We start from the raw sequence: 20,745 nt of genomic DNA on the forward strand, positions 1-20,745 counted from the left end.
CCCCTGCCATACGATGATTGTTGAATGTATTTGTAATCCTTATGCAGAGCAACCAGTTTTGAACAGAATTTAACACTAGGTTCACATTTGATTTGAAGGCAATCACACTTCTGTCTTTTAGTTGCAGGCCGCTATCCGTGCAGCATCCCGCTTTATTTCCCGGATGACTGAATAATGTCTAAAAGAGCAGCGGTCATAAGAGAAAGATTGCACTACAGCACGTTTTTGCTCTCATTATTAAATACTATTCAATAATCGACTCGCTAACGATGAATGAAATTTAAGCGGATGTTATTCCCATCTCTCTGTTGCTATTCTCAGGTTATCGGAATTTTAAAAAGCCTTAAAAACTGCAGGAGAAGGATTATGTCAGAGAAAGAACTTATTACTGAATTTCTGCTGGCGGCAGAGCAGGGCAATGCGCAGGGATTAACATCCTGTCTGGCAAAAAATGTGGATATTAATGCGACCAATCGCCAGGGGCGTACCGCCATCATTATTGCCAGCCTGAATAAACATTATGACTGCGTGTCTTTATTGATTGAGGCCGGCGCCGATATTAATAAACAAGATCAAACCTGTTTTAATCCATTCCTGATTAGCTGCCTGACCAATGATTTAACGCTGCTGCGTTTGGTGTTACCGGCTAACCCTGATCTCAATGTTCTCAGCCGTTTTGGCGGCGTTGGCATTACGCCTGCCAGCGAAAAAGGCCACGTGGAGATCGTGCGTGAACTGCTGCTGCGTACCGACATCAACGTTAACCACACCAACTTTGTCGGCTGGACGCCGCTGCTGGAAGCCATCGTACTCAACGACGGCGGCGCAAAGCAGCAGGAAATCGTCAAGCTGCTGCTCGACAATGGTGCGAATCCGCACATGACGGACAAGTACGGTAAAACCCCGCTGGAACTGGCGCGGGAGAAAGGGTATCACCAAATTGCCGAGCTGCTGATTGCCGCCGGAGCTTGACCGAGGAGCGCCACTATCGCCACGCCATCACGGCGATGCGTAACGGCGCTAACCGCCGACGGCGCGTTTCTTGAATTTCGGGGAACGGGGCGTGTAGAACAGGTTTTTTCCCGCGCGGTAAACCTGTTCATACCCGAGCTGCAGCGATTGTTCACCTTACTGAGCGAGAGCGGCGATAACGCGCCTAACAGCTGTCGGCTGGCGCTGACGCATTGTGAAGATCTGTTTCATCCCGGCGAGCCGGTGAGTTTTACCGAGACGGGGATAGCCGTTGGCACGGATAAATGGATAGCAACCTCCGGGTGCCAGACCTGGCAAATGCCGCGCTGGTCGCCAGATGCAGACCGCTTCGCAGCAATTTCCTGGCGTTGCTGGGCAGAGGTTATCCGCCAACAGCTGAATCACCGCGACACATTATTTTTGTACCAGGGCGATAACCCGTTTTATCAGGAAATCGCCCGTGAATTACAGAACCGCCGCCGGGCATTAATCGCCGCCCTGAATAATGGCGAAAATATTTCTTTCGCAGTTGGCCAGTTAATCGGTCTGGGAATTGGCTTAACGCCATCATCCGATGATTATTTAGTTGGTCTGAGTACGGTTTTATTTATTAACGGTCACCCGTTAAAAAAACATCAGCACGATTTTTTAGCAGCATTACGGATTGCCGGAAATAACACGACGCTGCTCAGTAAAATAACGCTGGAAGAGGCTTTTCATCAGCGTTATCGGGAAAGCGTTGCACGACTGGTAACCCATATTATTACGCGGCAACACCACGTTGCTACGCCATTTATTACTGACATTAAAAATATCGGCTCAAGCTCTGGCTGCGACATGCTGTATGGCATGGCGGACGCCTTCACCCTGAGCCATCGGTCCGGAGGGAATTATGTCGATCAGGATAGTTGTTAAAAAGAACACGTATTTTGATTCTGTGTCACTGATGTCTATCTCAACGCGCGCTAACAAGCTCGATGGCGTGGAGCAGGCGTTCGTGGCGATGGCAACGGAAATGAACAAAGGCGTGCTGAAGAATCTCGGCCTGCTGACGTCTGAACTGGAAGAGGCGAAGAGTGGCGATCTGATGATTGTCATCAAGGGTGCGAGCGAGGCGGCGAACGCGCAAACGCTGGTGGCTATCGATGAGCTGTTCACGCACAAGGAGCAGGGCGGCCAGCACGAAGCACGTTATGCCACGCTTGCCAGTGCGAAGAAGCACGTTCCCGACAGTAACCTGGCGGTGATTTCGGTCAACGGCCTGTTCGCGGCCCGTGAAGCGCGTCAGGCGCTGCAAAATAACCTCAACGTGATGTTGTTCTCTGACAACGTGTCCCTCGACGATGAGCTGGCGCTGAAACAGCTGGCGCACGAAAAAGGGCTGTTGATGATGGGGCCGGACTGCGGAACCGCCATTATTAACGGTGCGGCGCTGTGTTTTGGTAACGCAGTGCGTCGCGGCAATATCGGCATTGTCGGCGCATCCGGCACCGGTAGCCAGGAACTCAGCGTACGTATTCATGAATTTGGCGGCGGTATTTCCCAGCTGATTGGCACCGGTGGACGTGACCTGAGCGAAAAGATTGGCGGCCTGATGATGCTCGACGCGATTGCCATGCTGGAGGCCGATCCGCAAACCGAGATTATTGCGTTGATCTCCAAACCGCCTGCGCCTGCGGTGGCCCGAAAAGTGCTGGATCGCGCGCGCGCTTGTCACAAACCGGTGGTGGTGTGCTTCCTCGGACGTGACGCCGCGCTGGCGGATGAAGACGGATTGCAGTTCGCCCGAGGCACTAAAGATGCGGCGCTGCGCGCGGTCCTGCTCAGCGGCGTGAAAAAAGAGAGCCTGGATCTGCATCCGCTCAACTGGCCGCTGATTGAAGAAGTGCGCGCCCGTCTGACACCGCAGCAAAAATATATCCGTGGGCTGTTCTGTGGCGGCACGCTGTGCGATGAGGCGATGTTTGCCGCGATGGAAAAACATGCCGAGGTGTACAGCAACATCCACCCGGACCCGGCGTTCCGCCTGCCGGATATTAACCGCAGCGTGGCGCATACCTTCCTCGATTTTGGTGATGACGACTTCACCAACGGCAAGCCGCACCCGATGATCGACCCGACCAACCGCATCAGCCGTTTATTGCAGGAAGCGCGGGATCCTGAAGTCGGCGTGATCGTGATGGATTTCGTCCTCGGCTTTGGATCGCATGAAGATCCGGTGGGCGTGATGATCGAGGCGATCGCTGAGGCGAAAGCGATCGCTGCCGCAGACGGACGTCCTCTGGAGATCCTCGGTTATGTACTGGGAACCGACCAGGATACGCCATCACTGGAAAAACAGTGCCAGATGCTGACCGATGCCGGGGTTATCTGGGCGAGCAGCAGCACCAACACCGGATTGCTGGCGCGTGAATTTATCTGTAAAGGGGAGGAAGCCTGATGAGCCAGACGCTGTTTACCCAGCCGCTGAACGTGATTAACGTCGGCATCGCGATGTTCAGTGATGACCTGAAAAAGCAAAATGTACCGGTGACCCAGCTCGACTGGACGCCGCCGGGCCAGGGCAATATGCAGGTGGTTGCCGCGCTGGACGAGATTGCCGATTCGCCGCTGGCAGACAAAATTGCTGCCGCAAACCAGAAGGCGCTGGAACGTATTATCCAGTCGCACCCGGTGCTGATTGGTTTTGATCAGGCCATCAACGTGGTGCCGGGCATGACCCGCAACACCATCCTGCACGCCGGGCCGCCGACCCGTTGGCAAAACATGTGCGGCGCTATGAAAGGGGCCGTGACCGGGGCGCTGGTGTTTGAAGGACTGGCGAAAGACCTCGATGCCGCCGCCGAGCTTGCCGCCTCCGGTGAAATCATCTTCTCGCCGTGCCACGAGCACGACTGCGTCGGTTCGATGGCGGGCGTCACGTCGGCCTCAATGTTCATGCACATTGTGGAAAACAAAACCTACGGCAACCGCGCATATACCAATATGAGCGAGCAAATGGCGAAGATCCTGCGTATGGGGGCGAACGATCAGAGCGTTATCGATCGCCTGAACTGGATGCGCGACGTGCTGGGACCGATGCTGCGCGACGCCATGAAGTTGGCGGGGGAAATTGATCTGCGCCTGATGCTGGCGCAGGCGCTGCATATGGGCGATGAATGCCACAACCGCAATAATGCCGGGACGGCGCTGCTGATTCAGGCGCTGACCCCATGGATTATCCAGACCGGCTATCCGGTGGCGCAGCAGCGCGAGGTCTTTGAGTTTGTCCTTAGCAGCGACTATTTCTCCGGACCGACGTGGATGGCGATGTGCAAAGCCGCGATGGATGCTGCGCACGGTATTGAATACAGCACCGTGGTGACGACGATGGCGCGCAACGGCGTTGAGTTTGGTCTGCGCGTCAGTGGGTTACCAGGCCAGTGGTTTACCGGCCCGGCTCAGCAGGTGATTGGCCCGATGTTTGCGGGCTATAAGCCGGAAGATTCCGGGCGTGATATCGGCGACAGTGCGATTACCGAAACCTACGGCATTGGCGGTTTTGCCATGGCGACGGCGCCAGCCATCGTGGCGCTGGTCGGCGGTACGGTTGAGGAAGCGGTCGACTTCTCTCGCCAGATGCGTGAAATCACCCTTGGCGAAAACCCGAACGTCACTATTCCGCTGCTCGGTTTTATGGGCGTACCCACCGCTATCGACATTACGCGCGTTGGCAGCACCGGCATTCTGCCAGTGATCAACACCGCGATTGCCCACAAAGATGCGGGGATCGGCATGATCGGCGCGGGAATTGTCCATCCGCCGTTTGCCTGCTTTGAAAAGGCAATTCTCAGCTGGCGCGATCGCTACTGCCAATAACGATAACCAGGGGCTAATGCCGTTAGTCCCTGGTCGTGAAGTGAATAACGTTGCTTACCTGCAGGGCTGGGCGATCCCCGCGATCGCAAACGATGCTTAACCTGTAAAGGATATTCCATGAACAGCACAAAACTAGAATGGAAACGGGGTGACTGGGCGGCTTACTTTGGGCTGATGACCAACAACCTGACTAACCTGCTGACAATGATGGGGTTGCTCATCTTTGTCGTCGGGATCCCTACCGAAATTGTCTACGGCCGTATTGCGCCTGCCTTTGGTCTGGCGGTGCTGGTGGCCAGCGTCTGCTACGCCTGGTTTGGCCTGCAGATGGCAAAACAGACCGGACGTAAAGATGTGACGGCGCTGCCTTCCGGGCCGAGCGCCCCGTCAATTTTCACCGTCACCTTCCTGGTGCTGATGCCGGTGTATCAGCAAACCAAAGATGCCAACTTTGCTATCCAAATCGCGCTGGTGTGGTGTTTTGTCGAAGCGTTGATCCTGGTTGGTGGCTCGTTCCTTGGTGAGACCATCCGCAAGATGATCCCTCGCACGGTGCTGCTCTCTTGTTTATCCGGCCTGGGTCTGCTGCTGCTGGCGATGAACCCGATGCTGCAGGCGTTTGAAGCGCCAACCGTATCGTTCATCGTGCTGCTGCTGATCTTCATTAACTGGTTCGGTAAGAAGCCGATTTTTGCCCGTATCCCTACCGGCCTGCTGCTGCTGATCGCCGGTACGGCATTGGCGTGGATCTCCGGCCTGCAAAGCCCGGAAGCGATCAAAGCGTCGATGTCTTCCTTTGGCTTCAACCCGCCGGAAATTCACGTCGACAGCTTCTTGCAAGGCTTGCCGCACGCACTGCCGTATCTGGCTTCTGCGGTTCCTCTGGGACTGGCGAACTACATTTTTGACCTTGAGAACATTGAAAGTGCGCACGCCGCAGGCGATGAGTACAACACCCGTAAAGTCATGATGGCGAACGGCTTTGCATCAATGCTGGGCTGCATGTTGGGTAATCCGTTCCCGGTTACCGTGTATGTCGGACACGCGGGCTGGAAAGCGATGGGGGCTAGTATCGGCTATACCCTCGCGTCGGGGATCACCATGTTTCTGGTGCCGCTGTTTGGTCTGGGGGCGTTTATGCTCGCCATTATTCCGATGACCGCGATCGTGCCGATACTGGTGTTTATCGGCGTGGTAACCGCCAACCAGGTGGTGCGAGAAACGCCCAAAGTTGAGGTGCCCGTCATCTTCATCTGTCTGTTCCCGTGGATTGCCAACTGGGCGTTAACCATCGTGAACAGCGTGATGGGGGCGGCGGGAACGTCAGCGGCTAAACTCGGAACCGACCTGCTGCACAGTAAAGGTGTGTACTACGACGGGCTGGTGCACCTCGGTAGCGGCGCGCCGCTGGCCAGTATGCTGTGGGGCTGTATCGCCATCTTCGCCATTATCAACAAACCATTACGTGGGGCGATTGCCGCCGCCGGTGGGGCGCTGCTGTCGCTGTTTGGCGTGATCCACTCCCCGGCCGTTGGGTTTGCTGAAGGCAGTTCGCTGATGTTTGTCATGGCCTACCTGATGATGGGCGGGATGTTCGTGATAAAGCATGTGCTCGACAGCCGTGAAGCGGTGACTGCCCTTGAGCAGCAACCGACCAAAACCTCCTGAATCGCTTTGCTGTGGAAGATGACGCTATGAAAGAACTTGTGGTCGTTGCCATTGGCGGCAACAGCATTATCAAAGATAACGCCAGCCAGTCGATTGAGCACCAGGCTGAAGCCGTAAAAGCCGTTGCCGATACGGTGCTGGAGATGTTGGCATCGGACTACAACATTGTGCTGACGCACGGCAACGGGCCGCAGGTGGGACTCGATCTGCGGCGCGCAGAGATTGCCCACGAGCGTGAAGGCTTGCCGCTGACGCCGCTGGCAAACTGCGTCGCCGATACCCAGGGTGGCATTGGTTATCTGATCCAACAGGCGCTGAATAACCGTCTGGCGCGGCGTGGCGAACAGAAGGCGGTCACTGTGGTCACGCAGGTGGAGGTCGACAAAAACGATCCGGGATTTGCCAACCCCACCAAACCGATCGGCGCGTTTTTTAGCGACGCTCAGCGTGATGCGCTACAGCTGGCCAATCCGGGCTGGCGCTTTGTTGAGGATTCCGGGCGCGGCTACCGTCGGGTCGTCGCTTCGCCGGAGCCGAAGCGCATCGTCGAAGCCGAGGCGATTAAAGCACTGACCCAGCAAGGCTTTGTGGTTATTGGCGCGGGCGGCGGTGGGATCCCGGTGGTACGTAGCGATCAGGGGGATTACCAGAGCGTAGATGCGGTGATTGATAAAGATCTCTCCACCGCGCTGCTGGCGCAGGAGATCCGCGCCGACGTGCTGGTGATCACCACCGGCGTTGAGAAAGTGTGTATTCATTTTGGCAAGCCTGAGCAGCAGGCGCTGGACACCGTGGATATTGCAACAATGACCCGCTACATGCAGGAAGGGCATTTCCCGCCGGGCAGTATGTTACCCAAAATCGTTGCCAGCCTGACGTTTCTCGCCCGTGGCGGCAAACGGGTGATCATCACCACGCCGGAATGCCTGCCCGCCGCGCTGCGCGGTGAAACAGGCACCCATATTGTCCATTCCTGAAAGGAGATGCGAATGAAGGAAAGTAACAGCCGCCGTGAGTTTTTAAGCCAGAGCGGAAAAATGGTCACCGCTGCCGCGCTATTTGGCGCGGTCGCTCCGGTCGCGTATGCTGCGGATCCTGTCGGGACAACCCGTTGCGCGAAGAACACGATGACGATTAACGATAAACACTACTACCTGGATAACGTCCTGCTGGAAGCGGGATTTGATTACGAAAACGCCGTGGTGGTGCATACCCGTACCGCGCTGCAAACCGTAGAGATTCAGGACGGGAAAATTGTTGCGCTGCGTGAGAATAAGCAGCATCCGGATGTCACGCTGCCGCACTACGATGCAGGCGGAAAGCTGATGCTGCCCGCCATGCGCGACATGCACATCCATCTGGATAAAACCTTTTATGGCGGTCCATGGCGCTCACTCAACCGCCCGGCGGGCACCACTATTCAGGATATGATTCGCCTGGAACAAAAGCTGCTGCCTGAACTGCAGCCGTATACGCAAGAGCGTGCGGAAAAGCTTATCGACCTGCTGCAATCAAAAGGTACCTCGATTGCCCGCAGCCACTGCAATATTGAGCCGGTTTCCGGGCTGAAAAATCTGGAGAATCTACAGGCGGTGCTGGCGCATCGTCAGCCGGGTTTTGCCTGTGAGATCGTGGCATTTCCGCAGCATGGCCTGCTGTTATCGAAGTCTGAACCGCTGATGCGTGAAGCGATGCAGGCGGGGGCGCAGTACGTAGGTGGGCTGGACCCAACCAGCGTGGACGGGGCGATGGAGAAATCCCTCGACACCATGTTCCAGATTGCGCTCGATTACGACAAAGGCGTGGATATCCATCTGCATGAAACCAGCCCGGCAGGTGTGGCAGCGGTGAATTACATGGTGGAAACGGTAGAGAAAACCCCGCAGTTGAAGGGCAAGCTGACCATCAGCCATGCGTTTGCGCTGTCTACGCTGAACGAGCAGCAGGTGGATGAACTGGCGACCCGCCTGGTGGCGCAGCAAATTACCATTGCCTCGACGGTGCCGATTGGCACGATGCACATGCCGCTGAAACAGCTGCGCGACAAAGGCGTGGTGGTGATTACCGGCACCGACAGCGTGATCGACCACTGGTCGCCGTACGGGCTGGGGGACATGCTGGAAAAGGCCAATCTGTACGCGCAGCTTTATATTCGCCCTAACGAACTCAACCTGTCGCGGGCGCTGTTCCTTGCCACCGGCGATGTGCTGCCGCTCAACGATAAAGGCGAACGCGTATGGCCAAAAGCACAGGATGAGGCCAGCTTTGTGTTGGTGGATGCCTCCTGTTCTGCCGAGGCCGTCGCTCGAATCTCTCCCCGTACCGCAACCTTCCATAAAGGCCAACTGGTGTGGGGGAATGTGGCGAGCTAGTCAGGTTTCACGCGCAGCGGCAAAGGTCGCTGCGCGCTATTGTGACTCGTGTTACCCCACGATCCCCATATAACCGTGAATGCCCATATATACGCCGACCATAGCAATCAACACACTGGAAAAATAGGGGGCTTTGCGCGCCAGCGTGTTAAACCCGCTCCAGCGTTTGGCTGCCTGCTGCACGCTGATGGCCGCGCCTACACCCACCGTAACCAGCGTTATTGCCAGACCGACGCTAAAGCACAACACCATGGTGGCCCCCAGCGTAAAAGCTTTGAGCTGGATGCAAATCAGCAATACGGTGATGGCGGCAGGGCACGGGATCAGTCCGCCGGTCAGGCCAAACAACAAAATTTGCCCGTTGGTAACCTCTTTACCCGCAAAGCGGCGCTGGATATCCGTGGCATGCGCCCGTTCGTGGGCATCCTGATACTCTTTTGAATCTTCAGCAAAGCCTGCCAGCGCGGCATGATCGTGTTCGTGGTGATGATCATGATGATGAGCGTCGTGGTGAGCATGATGATGGTGGTCATGGTCATGGTGGTGATCATGGTGATGATCGTGCCCGTGGTCGTGATGCGCGTCGGCCAGCCAGTTCTGCTCCCCGCGCCATGTGCGCCAGAACATCCACAATGCGGTACTCAGAATAATAATCGCCGAGACAAACTGTAACCAGGGTTCGACCGCCTGGGCGGTAAAGGCTTTGCTGATATACATCCCACCCAGCGCAATCAACCACACCACGGCGGTGTGCGACAGCGTCGCCGCCAGTCCCAGCATGACCGCCTGTTTGATGGTGCCTTTAATGGCGATGATAAAGGCCGCCATCATGGTCTTGGAATGCCCCGGCTCCAGGCCGTGCAGCACGCCCAATAAAATCGCACTGGGAATAAAGAACCAGGCGTTGCCCTGCTGAAGAAGCGTCGAAAATTCACCCATGAGAATGATTCTTAGTTGGTTTGTTTCGTCAGATTCTACTCCCCCCCAGTACCGAATACTACCCCCCAGTAGATCGGCACGGTATAGTACGTCATGATTTATGCAACGGGGACAGGACGATGTCACATACGATCCGCGACAAACAAAAGCTCAAAGCCCGCGCGAGTAAGATTCAGGGGCAGGTAGCCGCGCTGAAAACTATGCTTGATGAACCGCATGAATGCGCCGCCGTTTTACAGCAGATTGCGGCAATTCGCGGCGCGGTAAACGGATTAATGCGTGAAGTGATTAAAGGTCATCTGACCGAGCATATCGTGCATCAGGGTGATGAAATCAAGCGTGAAGAGGATTTGGATGTGGTGCTGAAGGTGCTGGACTCCTACATCAAATAATTCAGTTTAATGGCTCATCCACATAGTGGAATGAGCCATTAAACAACACGTTCTAGCCAAAAAACATCACAGATACGCACAGCAGACCGACAATCAGGGTGATCAGATTGCCCACCGAGCGGTACGGCTTCAGGGCCGGGATCAGATAGGTAGACAACGTCGGCATGATGAACAAAATCATGGCGATCAGCGGCCCGCTAATCGCGTAAATCATTGAAATTGCATTTGGATTAATGCAGCAAATGATAAACGTGATGGTGGAGACCAGCATAATAGACAGGGCGCGGTTAAAGGCCCGGCTTTTCTTCACACCGACCTGGTGCAGTGACGTTTTGACCAACTCTGTCGCCCCTTCAATCACGCCAAAGTAGGTGCCGAGGAACGATTTTGACATCGCCACTACGGCGACGATGATCCCGGAAATCGACAGCCATGCGGGCGCGTTGGGCATCATCGACAGCGCGGACAGAATGGTCACACCCTCGTGCTTCGCATCTTCAATGTAATTTACCGGAATCGACATCAGACAGCTGAAGACGAAAAACAGCACGCTCAGGCAGATGATAACGTAGGCGACTTTCATGATTTTTTTGCATTTACCCATGGCCTGCTCGCCGTATTTCTCACGTCTGTCGATAGCAAACGTGGAGATAATCGGCGTATGGCTAAAAGCGAAAACCATCACGGGAATCGATATCCAGACCTGATGCAGCGTGTGCTGATCAAACGACATCTGGCCGGTGAGTAACGTTGGCTGCCAGCTTCCGGTCAGGTAGAGCGACAGAAACAAAAAGTAAGCGATCAGCGGGAATACCAGAAAACCCATCACCCGAATGGTGGCCTGGCGACCCATCAGAAAAATCAAATTCAGCACCAGCACTACGCCGAGACTGACCAGCATACGTACGCGAAGATCGATTACGATATGTTTTGCCAGCTGTTCGGTGAGTGAGTTGGTGATCGCCACGGCGTAGATCAGCACCACCACAAAGAAGGCCACAAAATAGAGGGTGGTAATCAGGCTGCCTATCTTTTTGCCGTAATAGTGGGTGACTGCGCCAGTGATCCCTTCACCCGCTGAGGTTTTGGATGACAGAATAAACTGGCACAGCGCTTTATGCGGCCAGTAGGTTAAAGGCCAGGCGACGAGTGCGGTGATAAACAGCACCACCGCGCCAGCAGAACCCAGCTGTATGGGGAGGAAAAGGGTTCCTGCGCCGACGGCAGTCCCGTATAACGCGAAGCTCCAGAGAGTCTCTTCTTTTGACCAAATTTTCGACATTATTTGAACGTATCAACTATAAAATAAACAAAAAGAAGCGCAATTTACCACAAATGAGCGGGGCTGGGGGAGGTGTGAGCATGTGGGCGGGAGAAGGGATGAATAGCCGGAATGGAGATAATTCCGACTATTCATTGGATTATCAGGCAGTAACGCGCTGCTGGCGACGTTTCATTACGCGCTCGCGTAATGTGTCATACGCCCAGTTATAAAACATGGTGTACGGCAGGAAGAACAGGAAGAAACCAATTTCCAGGGTGAATGCTTGCAGCAGGCTGACGTTCAGCACATACGCCATAATGCTCACCCCAATCACAATAAACCCACTTTCAAAACCTAACGCGTGAAATGCGCGGACCTTAGCCGTACGTTTTACCAGGTGAGTCGGCCATAAGCGGTCAAACAGGGCGTTATAAATGATATTCCAGATCATCGCCGTGGTCGCCAGAAGTATGGTCAATCCGCCCATTTCCAGCACTGAGCGCTGCATCAACCACGCGGCGGTTGGCGCGAGAACGGCGGTGGCAATACCCTCAAAACAGACGGCGTGAAAAATACGTTCCATTAACGAACGGCGTTGGACTGTATCGTGTTGCATAATCTGAAACCTTCTTTGATGCCCGGATAACGGAATAGTGGTAATTTTATCGTTTTATGTGATATCTAAAAGATAGGATCCATCGATAAAGTAGATAGTTTATGCGCTACTCTCCTGAAGCATTAACGGCATTTGTTGAGACCGTCTCCTGCGGCTCCTTTTCTGCGGCGGCGCGGCGGTTACGCAAAAGTCAGTCCACCATCAGCACGGCGATAGCCAATCTGGAAGCCGATCTCGGCTTTGCGTTGTTTGACCGCTCTTCACGTCAACCCACGCTCACCGAGCAAGGCAAACGGATTCTTGGCTATGTGCAGGCGATTCTGTCGGCCAGCGAGCGGCTGGATGAAGCGGCGATTTCGCTGTCGGGTGCAACGGAAGCACGTCTGACTTTTGTGCTTTCGGACACCCTGCATCCGGATGTGTTGGAAGATTTGATGGTGCAGTTTGACCGACTGTTTCCGCACACCGAGTTTGAATGTCTGATTGGCGAAGATGAGGACGTAATCGATCTGCTGCAAAAGGGACGTGCGCAGGTTGGTCTCCTTGAAGCGCGCGAGGATTACCCCACGGACATGGGCGTCACACGCCTGCCGATGCAAACCTTGATGGGATTGTACGTGGCGGTTTCGCACCCGCTGGCGGCGCAGGAAAAACTGCAGTGGGAGCAACTGCGTACCTGGCGCGAGCTGCGGCTAAATACCTATCTGGAAAGCGGCACTAACGTGGCGCGCGGTCCGGTGTGGTCAGCGCCTAACTATTTATTGTTGCTCAGTATGGCGGTGCAGGGATTTGGCTGGTGTGCGCTGCCTTGTGCGCTGGTGGAGGAGTTTGCTGCGGAAAAACAGCTGGTACAGCTGAAAGTGCCTGGCTGGCCAAAGGCTATTTCTATCGACCTGCTGTGGAACAAGAAATCGCCGCCTGGCGTGGCGGGAAGCTGGCTACGCGATCACTTACAACAGGGTGGCGTTTCGATGATAGATAAATGATACACATTTCCTTTGTGATAAAACTCACCATTTTCTAAACAACTAAGATAACTATTCTTAACAATCATCTACTATTGCGCTGTTATTTTGCGCTGAGGTGGTGATGAAAGAGGTTGTGATAGTGGGGGCGTTGAGGACACCGATTGGCTGCTTCCAGGGTACGCTGGCACGCCACTCTGCCGTTGAATTAGGCAGTATGGTGGTCAGGGCGTTAATGGAACGCACCGGGGTGGATGTTCACTCTATTGATGAAGTGATCCTCGGTCAGGTCCTCACGGCGGGGGCAGGGCAAAACCCGGCACGCCAGTCTGCCATTAACGGGGGACTCCCCAACACCGTTTCCGCCATCACCATTAACGACGTTTGTGGCTCGGGCCTGAAGGCGTTGCATCTGGCAACGCAGGCTATCCAGTGCGGTGAAGCCGATATTGTGATTGCCGGCGGACAAGAGAATATGAGCCGCGCCCCACATGTCCTGACCGACAGTCGCACCGGGGCGCAACTCGGTAATAGTCAACTGGTCGACAGCCTGGTGCACGACGGCCTGTGGGATGCTTTCAACGATTATCACATGGGCGTTACCGCGGAAAACCTGGCGCGGGAATACGGTATCAGCCGTGAATTACAGGATGCCTACGCGCTTCACTCGCAACACAAAGCGCGTATGGCGATCGATGCTGGGCGGTTTAAAGATGAAATTGTGCCCGTGGTCACTCAGCGTAACGGGCAATCGATAGTGGTGGATACCGACGAACAGCCGAGAACCGATGCCAGCGCAGAAGGGCTGGCGCGTCTGGATCCTACCTTTGATCGTTTGGGGTCCGTTACGGCGGGTAACGCGTCATCAATAAACGATGGTGCTGCTGCCGTGATGATGATGAGCGAAGCCAAGGCCCAAGAGCTGAACTTACCCGTGCTGGCGCGCATTCGTGCCTTTGCCAGCGTCGGGGTTGATCCTGCGTTGATGGGCATTGCGCCGGTGTACGCGACGCGACGTTGCCTGGAACGAGTTGGCTGGCAATTGGCGGATGTTGATCTTATCGAAGCCAACGAAGCGTTTGCCGCGCAGGCGCTTTCTGTCGGCAAAATGCTGGAGTGGGATGAACGCCGGGTGAATGTGAACGGTGGGGCCATTGCGCTCGGTCATCCGATTGGGGCGTCCGGCTGCCGTATTCTGGTTTCACTGGTCCATGAAATGGTGAAACGCCGGGCGCATAAAGGTCTGGCAACGCTGTGCATCGGCGGCGGCCAGGGTGTGGCGCTGGCCATCGAACGTGACTGATCCGCTCTAAATTAATCCTCTCAAATACGCCTTCCTGCCGCGCTGTCCATGCAAATGTGACAGCGCTCACCTGTTATATTTTGAAATAAGTAAAATCTATTCAGAAAAACTCTGAAGCAAAATCTTTCCTCTGATTTACCCTTTTCGCTTATAACTTAATTAATAATACAAAATCGTATAATTATCACAGGTAATATAACTTGCGTTATTAACTGCGTGTTTTATTGTATCTCATTGTTTTTAATGTCAATTGTTGTGATTAATACTTCTGCTATTCATTTTAAATAAAATGAACCGTGATCATGATCTTTGTTTTCGGGTTTTTAGATGATTTTTGTTTGATATTCATCACGCTGTTGTTGTCCATTTTTTTTGAAACAAATAATTACGATCATGATCACTAAAATAGTGGTGTTAAAAAAATAAAATGCAATTCCATAAAAAAGGAACATCATTTTAATTTGAGGGTAGCATATGTTTAAGAACACTCTGGTGCTTGCGTCTTTAATTGGTGCGTCATTTGCAGCGCAGGCTGTCACCGTTGACTTACGACATGAATATATTGATAGCGGGTCTAATGCTGATCGCGTGTCGGTGTCGCATCGTTTTGAAAATGGTTTAGGTTTTACCGTTGAAGCAAAATGGAAATCGGGTGGTGATAAAGCTGACCAGCCTTTTGCTGATGTAGTGGGTAACGGTCATGAAGACTCAATTAACTGGCGTTGGAAAGCAACCAGCAATATTGCGGTAACGCCAGGTCTGACACTTGAAAGTAATGACAGCCGCACCATCTACAAACCGAACCTGCACCTGCAGTACAGTTTTGAGAATGGTTTCTATGTCGCTACCCGCTATCGTTATGAATATACACGCTATCCTTCAAGCTCCAATAAAGAAGATGATAAGGTAAACCGTGGGGATGCGTGGGTTGGTTTTGTGCTGGGTGACTGGCGTACTGAGCTGAACTATGTTTACGCCAAAAGCACCGAAGGTGTAGCGCGTAATAATAATAAAACCTACTCCAATGAATATAATGCCAAGTTAGCCTATAAGTGGGATAAAAACTGGGCACCGTATGTTGAAGTCGGGAACGTGGGTGTGAAAACAACGGATGAGCGTCAAACTCGTTTCCGTATGGGCGTCGCCTATTCTTTCTAAATACCATCAATAGCTGGCGAAATACCCCGGAGATGTTGACCGGGGTTTTCTGCTGCTTATTATTTATAGTATTGAGCTTTTCTATTAATAAAAAAAGCCCTCCGCGAGGAGGGCAAGGCCAGTTACAGAAACATTAAATTAAAAACAGGGCACAATCATTTCGGGGACTACAGTTGAAACAGTTCCGGCTGCTCGGGCAGTTTGGCAATGTACAACGCCGGTTTGCCATCTTTGTCTGAGCTAAAAAGTACCGCGCGATCGTCTGGTGTAAACGACGGATGCGGGTGGGTGACCTGACGGCTGTTTGCCACGGTAGCCCAGGAAGTATCGTGGCGTGCGATGCGGAAACAGCTTTTCTTCGCTACATCAAATCCATACAGATAAGGGTCGTTATCGATGGTGTAACCGCCAGTATCCTTCACGTCAACCGGTGTACCTGAACCATCGCCGACCAGCAACGTGCCATCAAAATTGCTCATTAAATGCGAGCAGGCAGGCATTAACATTACGGCTTCATTAACGCCGGTATCAGGATTGTAGCTGGAGATGGTGCGTCCTTGCTGACCTTTCAGGTACGAGACATAGACCAGCGCCGAGCCGTTCGGGACCCAAAATTCATGGGTGCAACTTTCACCCTGCGCATGATCTTTAACTTTACGCACGTTACTGCCGTCTTCATTGACCAGCCACATTCGCGCATCGACCAAATCGTGCGGACCTTCATGGCAGAAAGCGACGGTGTTATCGTCGAACGGACGATAAATCGGATGACCCAGCCAGTTTTTCTCTTCGTGAATCACCGCGCTGTCGCCGGTACGTAAATCGACGCGCAGCAGTCGGCAGTGCGGGCCTTTATGGAAGAAGTCATGGAACAGCTGCCAGCTGTTTAACGGTGTCCAGTCGCTTTTAGCAATTTCGATACCGACCAGTTTTGTACAGTCGCTGTTGGCAACCCAGGTACCGTAGCCCACCCAGTCATCAGACACGCGGTACACTTCGCGTTCTGCCAACGTCTTGAGATTCACTTCCAGCAGGGTGCGGTCGTTTTTGACATAGTAGAGGGCGCTGTCGTCCGGCGATAAAAAACCGCCGAAGGTATTATCACCTGCGCCTTCGGTCAACTGAACGGCTTCGGCTTTGGCAAGATCCAGTAAATAGTAGTTCCAGTGACCGTCAAACTCACCGGCGAACAGCAGGTGACTGCCATCATTAAAGAAGCATTTCTGATAGAAATAGTTTCGATGACAGGTTACTTCCGGTGGGGTCAGTCGGGTGACTTCCACGCCTGTATCCGGATCGCGGCTGATCTCATAGTTCAGCTTGACCCGCATGCCTTTAGCCATAATGCACTCCTTTTACCGTACGCAGGATTTCAGCAATCTGCGTCAGCACCCAGATTTATGATGAATTTAAAAACCAAGTGATAATTTATCAAAACAGCGTTTCATCATGTGTGATTGATGACGCAATTTGTAACAAAAAGCATAAGAAAGCATTTCTGCGGCGAGAGGTTGTTGAATGCTTTATCTCTACCTCCATGGAGTTATCATTTCTTATTATTTTGCATCTATATGTTTTATATGGTTTTTAAATCCAGTTGTTTTTTGTTATCTGCCGATTTTCCGTCGCTAGCGTGATCGCAACTACACTTTTGATAATAAGATGCAGAAAAAGTGAAACATCGTTTTAGTTGTAATTGAAAACGCGTTCCGGGAGAGATATCATTAACGCATTAGGAAAAACGGAACGACGTTTCGCTATCCGATAACGTATTCACGGTCAATTTATCACTGGAGGTAAATGTGGACGTAAGACAAAGTATCCACAGTGCGCATGCTAAAACCCTGGACACCCAGGCGCTGCGTAACGAATTTTTGGTAGAACAGGTATTTGTCGCAGACGAATACACCATGGTTTACAGCCACATCGACCGTATTATTGTCGGCGGGATTATGCCGGTGGCCAAAACCGTTTCCGTTGGTGGTGAAGTTGGCAAACAGCTGGGCGTAACGTATTTCCTCGAACGCCGTGAGCTGGGCGTGATCAACATCGGTGGTCCGGGCACGATTACCGTCGATGGTCAATGCTATGAAATCGGTCACCGCGATGCGCTGTATGTCGGTAAAGGTGCCAAAGAAGTGGTGTTTGCCAGCCTTGATGCGGCAACTCCGGCGAAGTTTTACTACAACTGTGCACCGGCACACACCGCGTACCCAACCAAAAAAGTCACGCCAGCAGACGTTGCGCCGGTGACGCTGGGCGATGATCTCACCAGTAACCGCCGTACCATCAACAAATACTTTGTGCCGGATGTTCTGGAAACATGCCAGTTGAGCATGGGTCTGACTGAACTGGCGCCGGGTAACCTGTGGAATACCATGCCGTGCCATACCCATGAACGCCGCATGGAAGTCTATTTCTACTTCAATATGGAAGAAGACACCTGTGTATTCCACATGATGGGGCAGCCTCAGGAAACGCGCCATATTGTGATGCACAACGAGCAGGCTGTTATTTCTCCAAGCTGGTCTATCCACTCTGGCGTGGGCACAAAAGCCTATACGTTTATTTGGGGTATGGTCGGCGAAAACCAGGTCTTTGATGACATGGATCACGTTGCAGTAAAAGATCTGCGCTAGTCGCGGGCGGCCACTCAGCCTGTCGGTGATGGGCACTATAAAAAATAAGGATTAACAATGATTTTGAATGCATTCTCTCTTGAAGGTAAAGTCGCCGTTGTGACAGGTTGTGACACCGGTCTGGGCCAGGGTATGGCGCTGGGTCTGGCGGAAGCGGGCTGCGATATCGTGGGTATCAACATTGTTGAGCCGACAGAAACTATCGAACGTGTTACTGCCCTGGGCCGTCGCTTTTTAAGCCTGACTGCCGACCTGCGTCAGATTGACGGTATTCCGGCACTGCTGGAGCGCGCGGTGGCAGAATTCGGCCATATCGATATTCTGGTGAACAATGCGGGTCTTATTCGTCGTGATGATGCGATCGATTTCAGCGAAAAAGACTGGGACGACGTCATGAACCTGAACATTAAGAGTGTATTCTTTATGTCCCAGGCGGCGGCGAAGCACTTCATCGCGCAGGGCAACGGCGGGAAAATTATTAACATCGCCTCTATGCTCTCCTTCCAGGGTGGCATCCGCGTGCCGTCTTACACCGCATCAAAAAGCGGCGTGATGGGCGTAACCCGCCTGATGGCGAACGAGTGGGCAAAACACAACATCAACGTCAATGCGATTGCACCGGGCTACATGGCGACCAACAACACGCAACAGCTGCGTGCTGATGAGCAGCGTAGCGCAGAAATCCTCGATCGTATCCCGGCAGGCCGTTGGGGTCTGCCTGACGATCTGAAGGGGCCAATCGTATTCCTGGCCTCCAGCGCATCTGACTACATCAATGGTTATACCGTTGCAGTAGACGGCGGCTGGCTGGCGCGTTAATTCCCTCTCCAGTATTAAAAAACCTGCCAACGGCAGGTTTTTTTTGGTTTTAAGTTATTTTAATCCATATTATGGTTATAAATTAATCCATAAATAATTTCATATGTATGAAACGGTAATATTTAATACTCTTTAATATCAGTATATTAAATTTTATTGAGTAATTATCTATAAATTTTAAAATTGTAATGTCCATCACATAACGGTATGGGCTAGCTATTTTATCCATAACTATGCCGTTTCCAGCCTGACGCCCCTGGCAAGGGATCCCTTATTTTCAGTTTTATGTCTTACTCTGTTTCTGGCAGGAAAAAATGGTCTCAATTAATCATGATGCTGCTTTAGCACCGCGCGCAATGCGCGACACGCGACGTATGAATCTGTTTGTCTCAGTTTCCGCTGCTGTCGCAGGATTATTATTTGGTCTGGATATTGGGGTGATCGCGGGTTCGCTGCCGTTTATCACTGAACACTTTGCGCTAAGCAGTCGTTTGCAGGAGTGGGTAGTCAGCAGCATGATGCTGGGTGCGGCAATTGGCGCACTGTTCAACGGCTGGCTCTCTTTCCGTCTCGGGCGAAAATACAGTCTGATGGTTGGGGCAATCCTCTTTGTTCTCGGATCGTTGGGATCGGCATTCGCGACAAGCGTTGAGCTTCTGATCGCCGCCCGGGTCGTACTGGGGGTTGCCGTCGGGATTGCTTCCTATACCGCGCCGCTTTATCTCTCCGAAATGGCCAGTGAAAACGTGCGCGGAAAAATGATCAGCATGTACCAGCTGATGGTTACGCTGGGCATTGTGCTGGCCTTTTTATCCGATACGGCGTTCAGCTACACTGGCAACTGGCGGGCCATGCTCGGCGTGCTGGCCCTGCCTGCGGTGGTGCTGATTGTTCTGGTGGTGTTTTTACCGAACAGCCCGCGCTGGCTGGCACAAAAAGGGCGTCATATTGAAGCCGAAGAAGTGCTGCGTATGCTGCGAGATACCTCGGAAAAAGCCCGCGATGAACTGAATGACATCCGCGAAAGCCTGAAGCTAAAGCAGGGCGGATGGGCGCTGTTTAAGATCAACAGTAACGTGCGTCGTGCGGTTTTCCTCGGTATGTTGCTGCAGGCGATGCAGCAGTTCACCGGGATGAACATCATCATGTACTACGCGCCGCGGATTTTTAAGATGGCGGGCTTTACCACCACAGAACAGCAGATGATTGCCACCCTGGTGGTTGGCTTAACCTTTATGTTTGCTACGTTTATCGCCGTCTTTACCGTCGATAAAGCCGGGCGTAAACCGGCGCTGAAAATTGGTTTTACCGTGATGGCGCTGGGAACATTGGTGCTGGGCTACTGCCTGATGCAGTTTGATAACGGCACGGCATCCCGCGGGTTATCGTGGCTGTCCGTCGGCATGACCATGATGTGTATCGCCGGCTATGCGATGAGCGCCGCACCGGTGGTGTGGATCCTGTGCTCGGAAATTCAGCCGCTGAAATGCCGTGACTTTGGTATCACTTGTTCCACCACCACCAACTGGGTGTCGAATATGATCATCGGGGCAACGTTCCTGACGCTGCTCGACAGTATTGGCGCGGCCGGTACATTCTGGCTTTATACCGCGCTGAATGTCGTATTCATTGGTATTACGTTCTGGCTTATTCCTGAAACCAAAAATGTCACCCTGGAACATATCGAACGCAAACTGATGGCGGGAGAGAAGTTGCGGAACATCGGCGTGTAATGTTAATGCCCGGTGGCGGCTTCGCTTACCGGGCCGACAGGTTCGCA

General features: G+C 53.0%; 18 protein-coding genes. 14 read left to right on the top strand and 4 right to left on the bottom strand.

Annotated elements, in window-relative coordinates; all coding sequences use genetic code 11:
* Nucleotides 1–288 precede the first annotated feature (288 nt).
* The 7 genes from IB214_RS04115 (at nucleotide 289) to IB214_RS04145 (ending at nucleotide 8,870) form a co-directional block, all read left to right on the top strand.
* Nucleotides 289–972 (top strand): ankyrin repeat domain-containing protein, encoded by a 684-nt coding sequence (locus tag IB214_RS04115; RefSeq protein ID WP_332068170.1) that lies wholly within the window; start codon nucleotides 289–291, stop codon nucleotides 970–972.
* 15 nt (nucleotides 973–987) lie between these two features.
* Nucleotides 988–1,887, top strand: coding sequence for a DUF2877 domain-containing protein (locus IB214_RS04120; protein WP_117343808.1), 900 nt, complete (start codon nucleotides 988–990; stop codon nucleotides 1,885–1,887).
* Entirely contained in the window at nucleotides 1,865–3,412 is a 1,548-nt protein-coding gene (gene fdrA / locus IB214_RS04125) for an acyl-CoA synthetase FdrA (RefSeq protein WP_117343809.1), read from the top strand. Before IB214_RS04120 ends, fdrA begins: the two co-directional genes overlap by 23 nt.
* Entirely contained in the window at nucleotides 3,412–4,830 is a 1,419-nt protein-coding gene (locus IB214_RS04130) for a DUF1116 domain-containing protein (RefSeq protein ID WP_117343810.1), read from the top strand. The genes fdrA and IB214_RS04130 overlap by 1 nt, the downstream gene beginning before the upstream one ends.
* Nucleotides 4,831–4,947: 117 nt before the next feature.
* Complete coding sequence (locus tag IB214_RS04135) at nucleotides 4,948–6,498, top strand: xanthine permease (RefSeq protein ID WP_096755820.1); 1,551 nt, start codon at nucleotides 4,948–4,950, stop codon at nucleotides 6,496–6,498.
* Between the two features lie 26 nt (nucleotides 6,499–6,524).
* Nucleotides 6,525–7,475, top strand: coding sequence for a carbamate kinase family protein (locus IB214_RS04140; protein WP_115257552.1), 951 nt, complete (start codon nucleotides 6,525–6,527; stop codon nucleotides 7,473–7,475).
* Nucleotides 7,476–7,487: 12 nt separating this feature from the next.
* Nucleotides 7,488–8,870, top strand: coding sequence for an amidohydrolase family protein (locus tag IB214_RS04145; RefSeq protein ID WP_117343811.1), 1,383 nt, complete (start codon nucleotides 7,488–7,490; stop codon nucleotides 8,868–8,870).
* Between the two features lie 51 nt (nucleotides 8,871–8,921).
* Here IB214_RS04145 and IB214_RS04150 read toward each other — a convergent pair whose 3' ends face one another.
* The gene (locus IB214_RS04150) at nucleotides 8,922–9,809 is read right to left on the bottom strand and encodes a nickel/cobalt efflux protein RcnA (protein WP_117343812.1); all 888 of its coding nucleotides are present in this window, start codon (nucleotides 9,807–9,809) and stop codon (nucleotides 8,922–8,924) included.
* 119 nt (nucleotides 9,810–9,928) lie between these two features.
* On the opposite strand from IB214_RS04150, the gene rcnR reads away from it, so the two are divergent.
* Nucleotides 9,929–10,201, top strand: coding sequence for a Ni(II)/Co(II)-binding transcriptional repressor RcnR (gene rcnR / locus IB214_RS04155; RefSeq protein ID WP_016154292.1), 273 nt, complete (start codon nucleotides 9,929–9,931; stop codon nucleotides 10,199–10,201).
* A 52-nt stretch (nucleotides 10,202–10,253) separates the two neighbouring features.
* Here the strand turns inward: rcnR and IB214_RS04160 are convergent, their stop codons facing one another.
* Nucleotides 10,254–11,483, bottom strand: coding sequence for an amino acid permease (locus IB214_RS04160; protein ID WP_115257554.1), 1,230 nt, complete (start codon nucleotides 11,481–11,483; stop codon nucleotides 10,254–10,256).
* A 142-nt stretch (nucleotides 11,484–11,625) separates the two neighbouring features.
* Nucleotides 11,626–12,081: a multidrug/biocide efflux PACE transporter gene (locus IB214_RS04165; protein ID WP_115257555.1), complete on the bottom strand. Its 456-nt coding sequence runs from the start codon at nucleotides 12,079–12,081 to the stop codon at nucleotides 11,626–11,628.
* Nucleotides 12,082–12,182: 101 nt separating this feature from the next.
* On the opposite strand from IB214_RS04165, the gene IB214_RS04170 reads away from it, so the two are divergent.
* The 3 genes from IB214_RS04170 to IB214_RS04180 all read left to right on the top strand — a co-directional run bounded on the left by IB214_RS04170 (nucleotide 12,183) and on the right by IB214_RS04180 (nucleotide 15,507).
* Nucleotides 12,183–13,067 (top strand): LysR family transcriptional regulator, encoded by an 885-nt coding sequence (locus tag IB214_RS04170; protein WP_117343813.1) that lies wholly within the window; start codon nucleotides 12,183–12,185, stop codon nucleotides 13,065–13,067.
* 103 nt (nucleotides 13,068–13,170) lie between these two features.
* On the top strand, nucleotides 13,171–14,349 hold the full coding sequence (locus IB214_RS04175; protein WP_096755827.1) for an acetyl-CoA C-acetyltransferase: 1,179 nt from the start codon (nucleotides 13,171–13,173) through the stop codon (nucleotides 14,347–14,349).
* A gap of 474 nt (nucleotides 14,350–14,823) precedes the next feature.
* Nucleotides 14,824–15,507 carry an oligogalacturonate-specific porin KdgM family protein gene (locus IB214_RS04180; RefSeq protein WP_096755828.1) on the top strand — a complete coding sequence of 228 codons (684 nt, stop codon included), beginning with the start codon at nucleotides 14,824–14,826 and terminating at the stop codon, nucleotides 15,505–15,507.
* Between the two features lie 167 nt (nucleotides 15,508–15,674).
* Here IB214_RS04180 and IB214_RS04185 read toward each other — a convergent pair whose 3' ends face one another.
* Nucleotides 15,675–16,850 carry an oligogalacturonate lyase family protein gene (locus IB214_RS04185; protein ID WP_096755829.1) on the bottom strand — a complete coding sequence of 392 codons (1,176 nt, stop codon included), beginning with the start codon at nucleotides 16,848–16,850 and terminating at the stop codon, nucleotides 15,675–15,677.
* A gap of 459 nt (nucleotides 16,851–17,309) precedes the next feature.
* On the opposite strand from IB214_RS04185, the gene kduI reads away from it, so the two are divergent.
* The 3 genes from kduI (at nucleotide 17,310) to IB214_RS04200 (ending at nucleotide 20,698) form a co-directional block, all read left to right on the top strand.
* Nucleotides 17,310–18,146, top strand: a complete 837-nt coding sequence (kduI, locus tag IB214_RS04190) for a 5-dehydro-4-deoxy-D-glucuronate isomerase (protein WP_096755830.1) — start codon at nucleotides 17,310–17,312, stop codon at nucleotides 18,144–18,146.
* A gap of 57 nt (nucleotides 18,147–18,203) precedes the next feature.
* The gene (kduD, locus tag IB214_RS04195; RefSeq protein WP_096755831.1) at nucleotides 18,204–18,965 is read left to right on the top strand and encodes a 2-dehydro-3-deoxy-D-gluconate 5-dehydrogenase KduD; all 762 of its coding nucleotides are present in this window, start codon (nucleotides 18,204–18,206) and stop codon (nucleotides 18,963–18,965) included.
* A gap of 314 nt (nucleotides 18,966–19,279) precedes the next feature.
* Nucleotides 19,280–20,698, top strand: coding sequence for a sugar porter family MFS transporter (locus IB214_RS04200; protein WP_115257557.1), 1,419 nt, complete (start codon nucleotides 19,280–19,282; stop codon nucleotides 20,696–20,698).
* Nucleotides 20,699–20,745 lie beyond the last annotated feature (47 nt).

It is taken from the genome of Citrobacter sp. C1 (assembly GCF_014596895.2).
GTDB classification, from domain to species: Bacteria; Pseudomonadota; Gammaproteobacteria; order Enterobacterales; family Enterobacteriaceae; genus Citrobacter; species Citrobacter gillenii.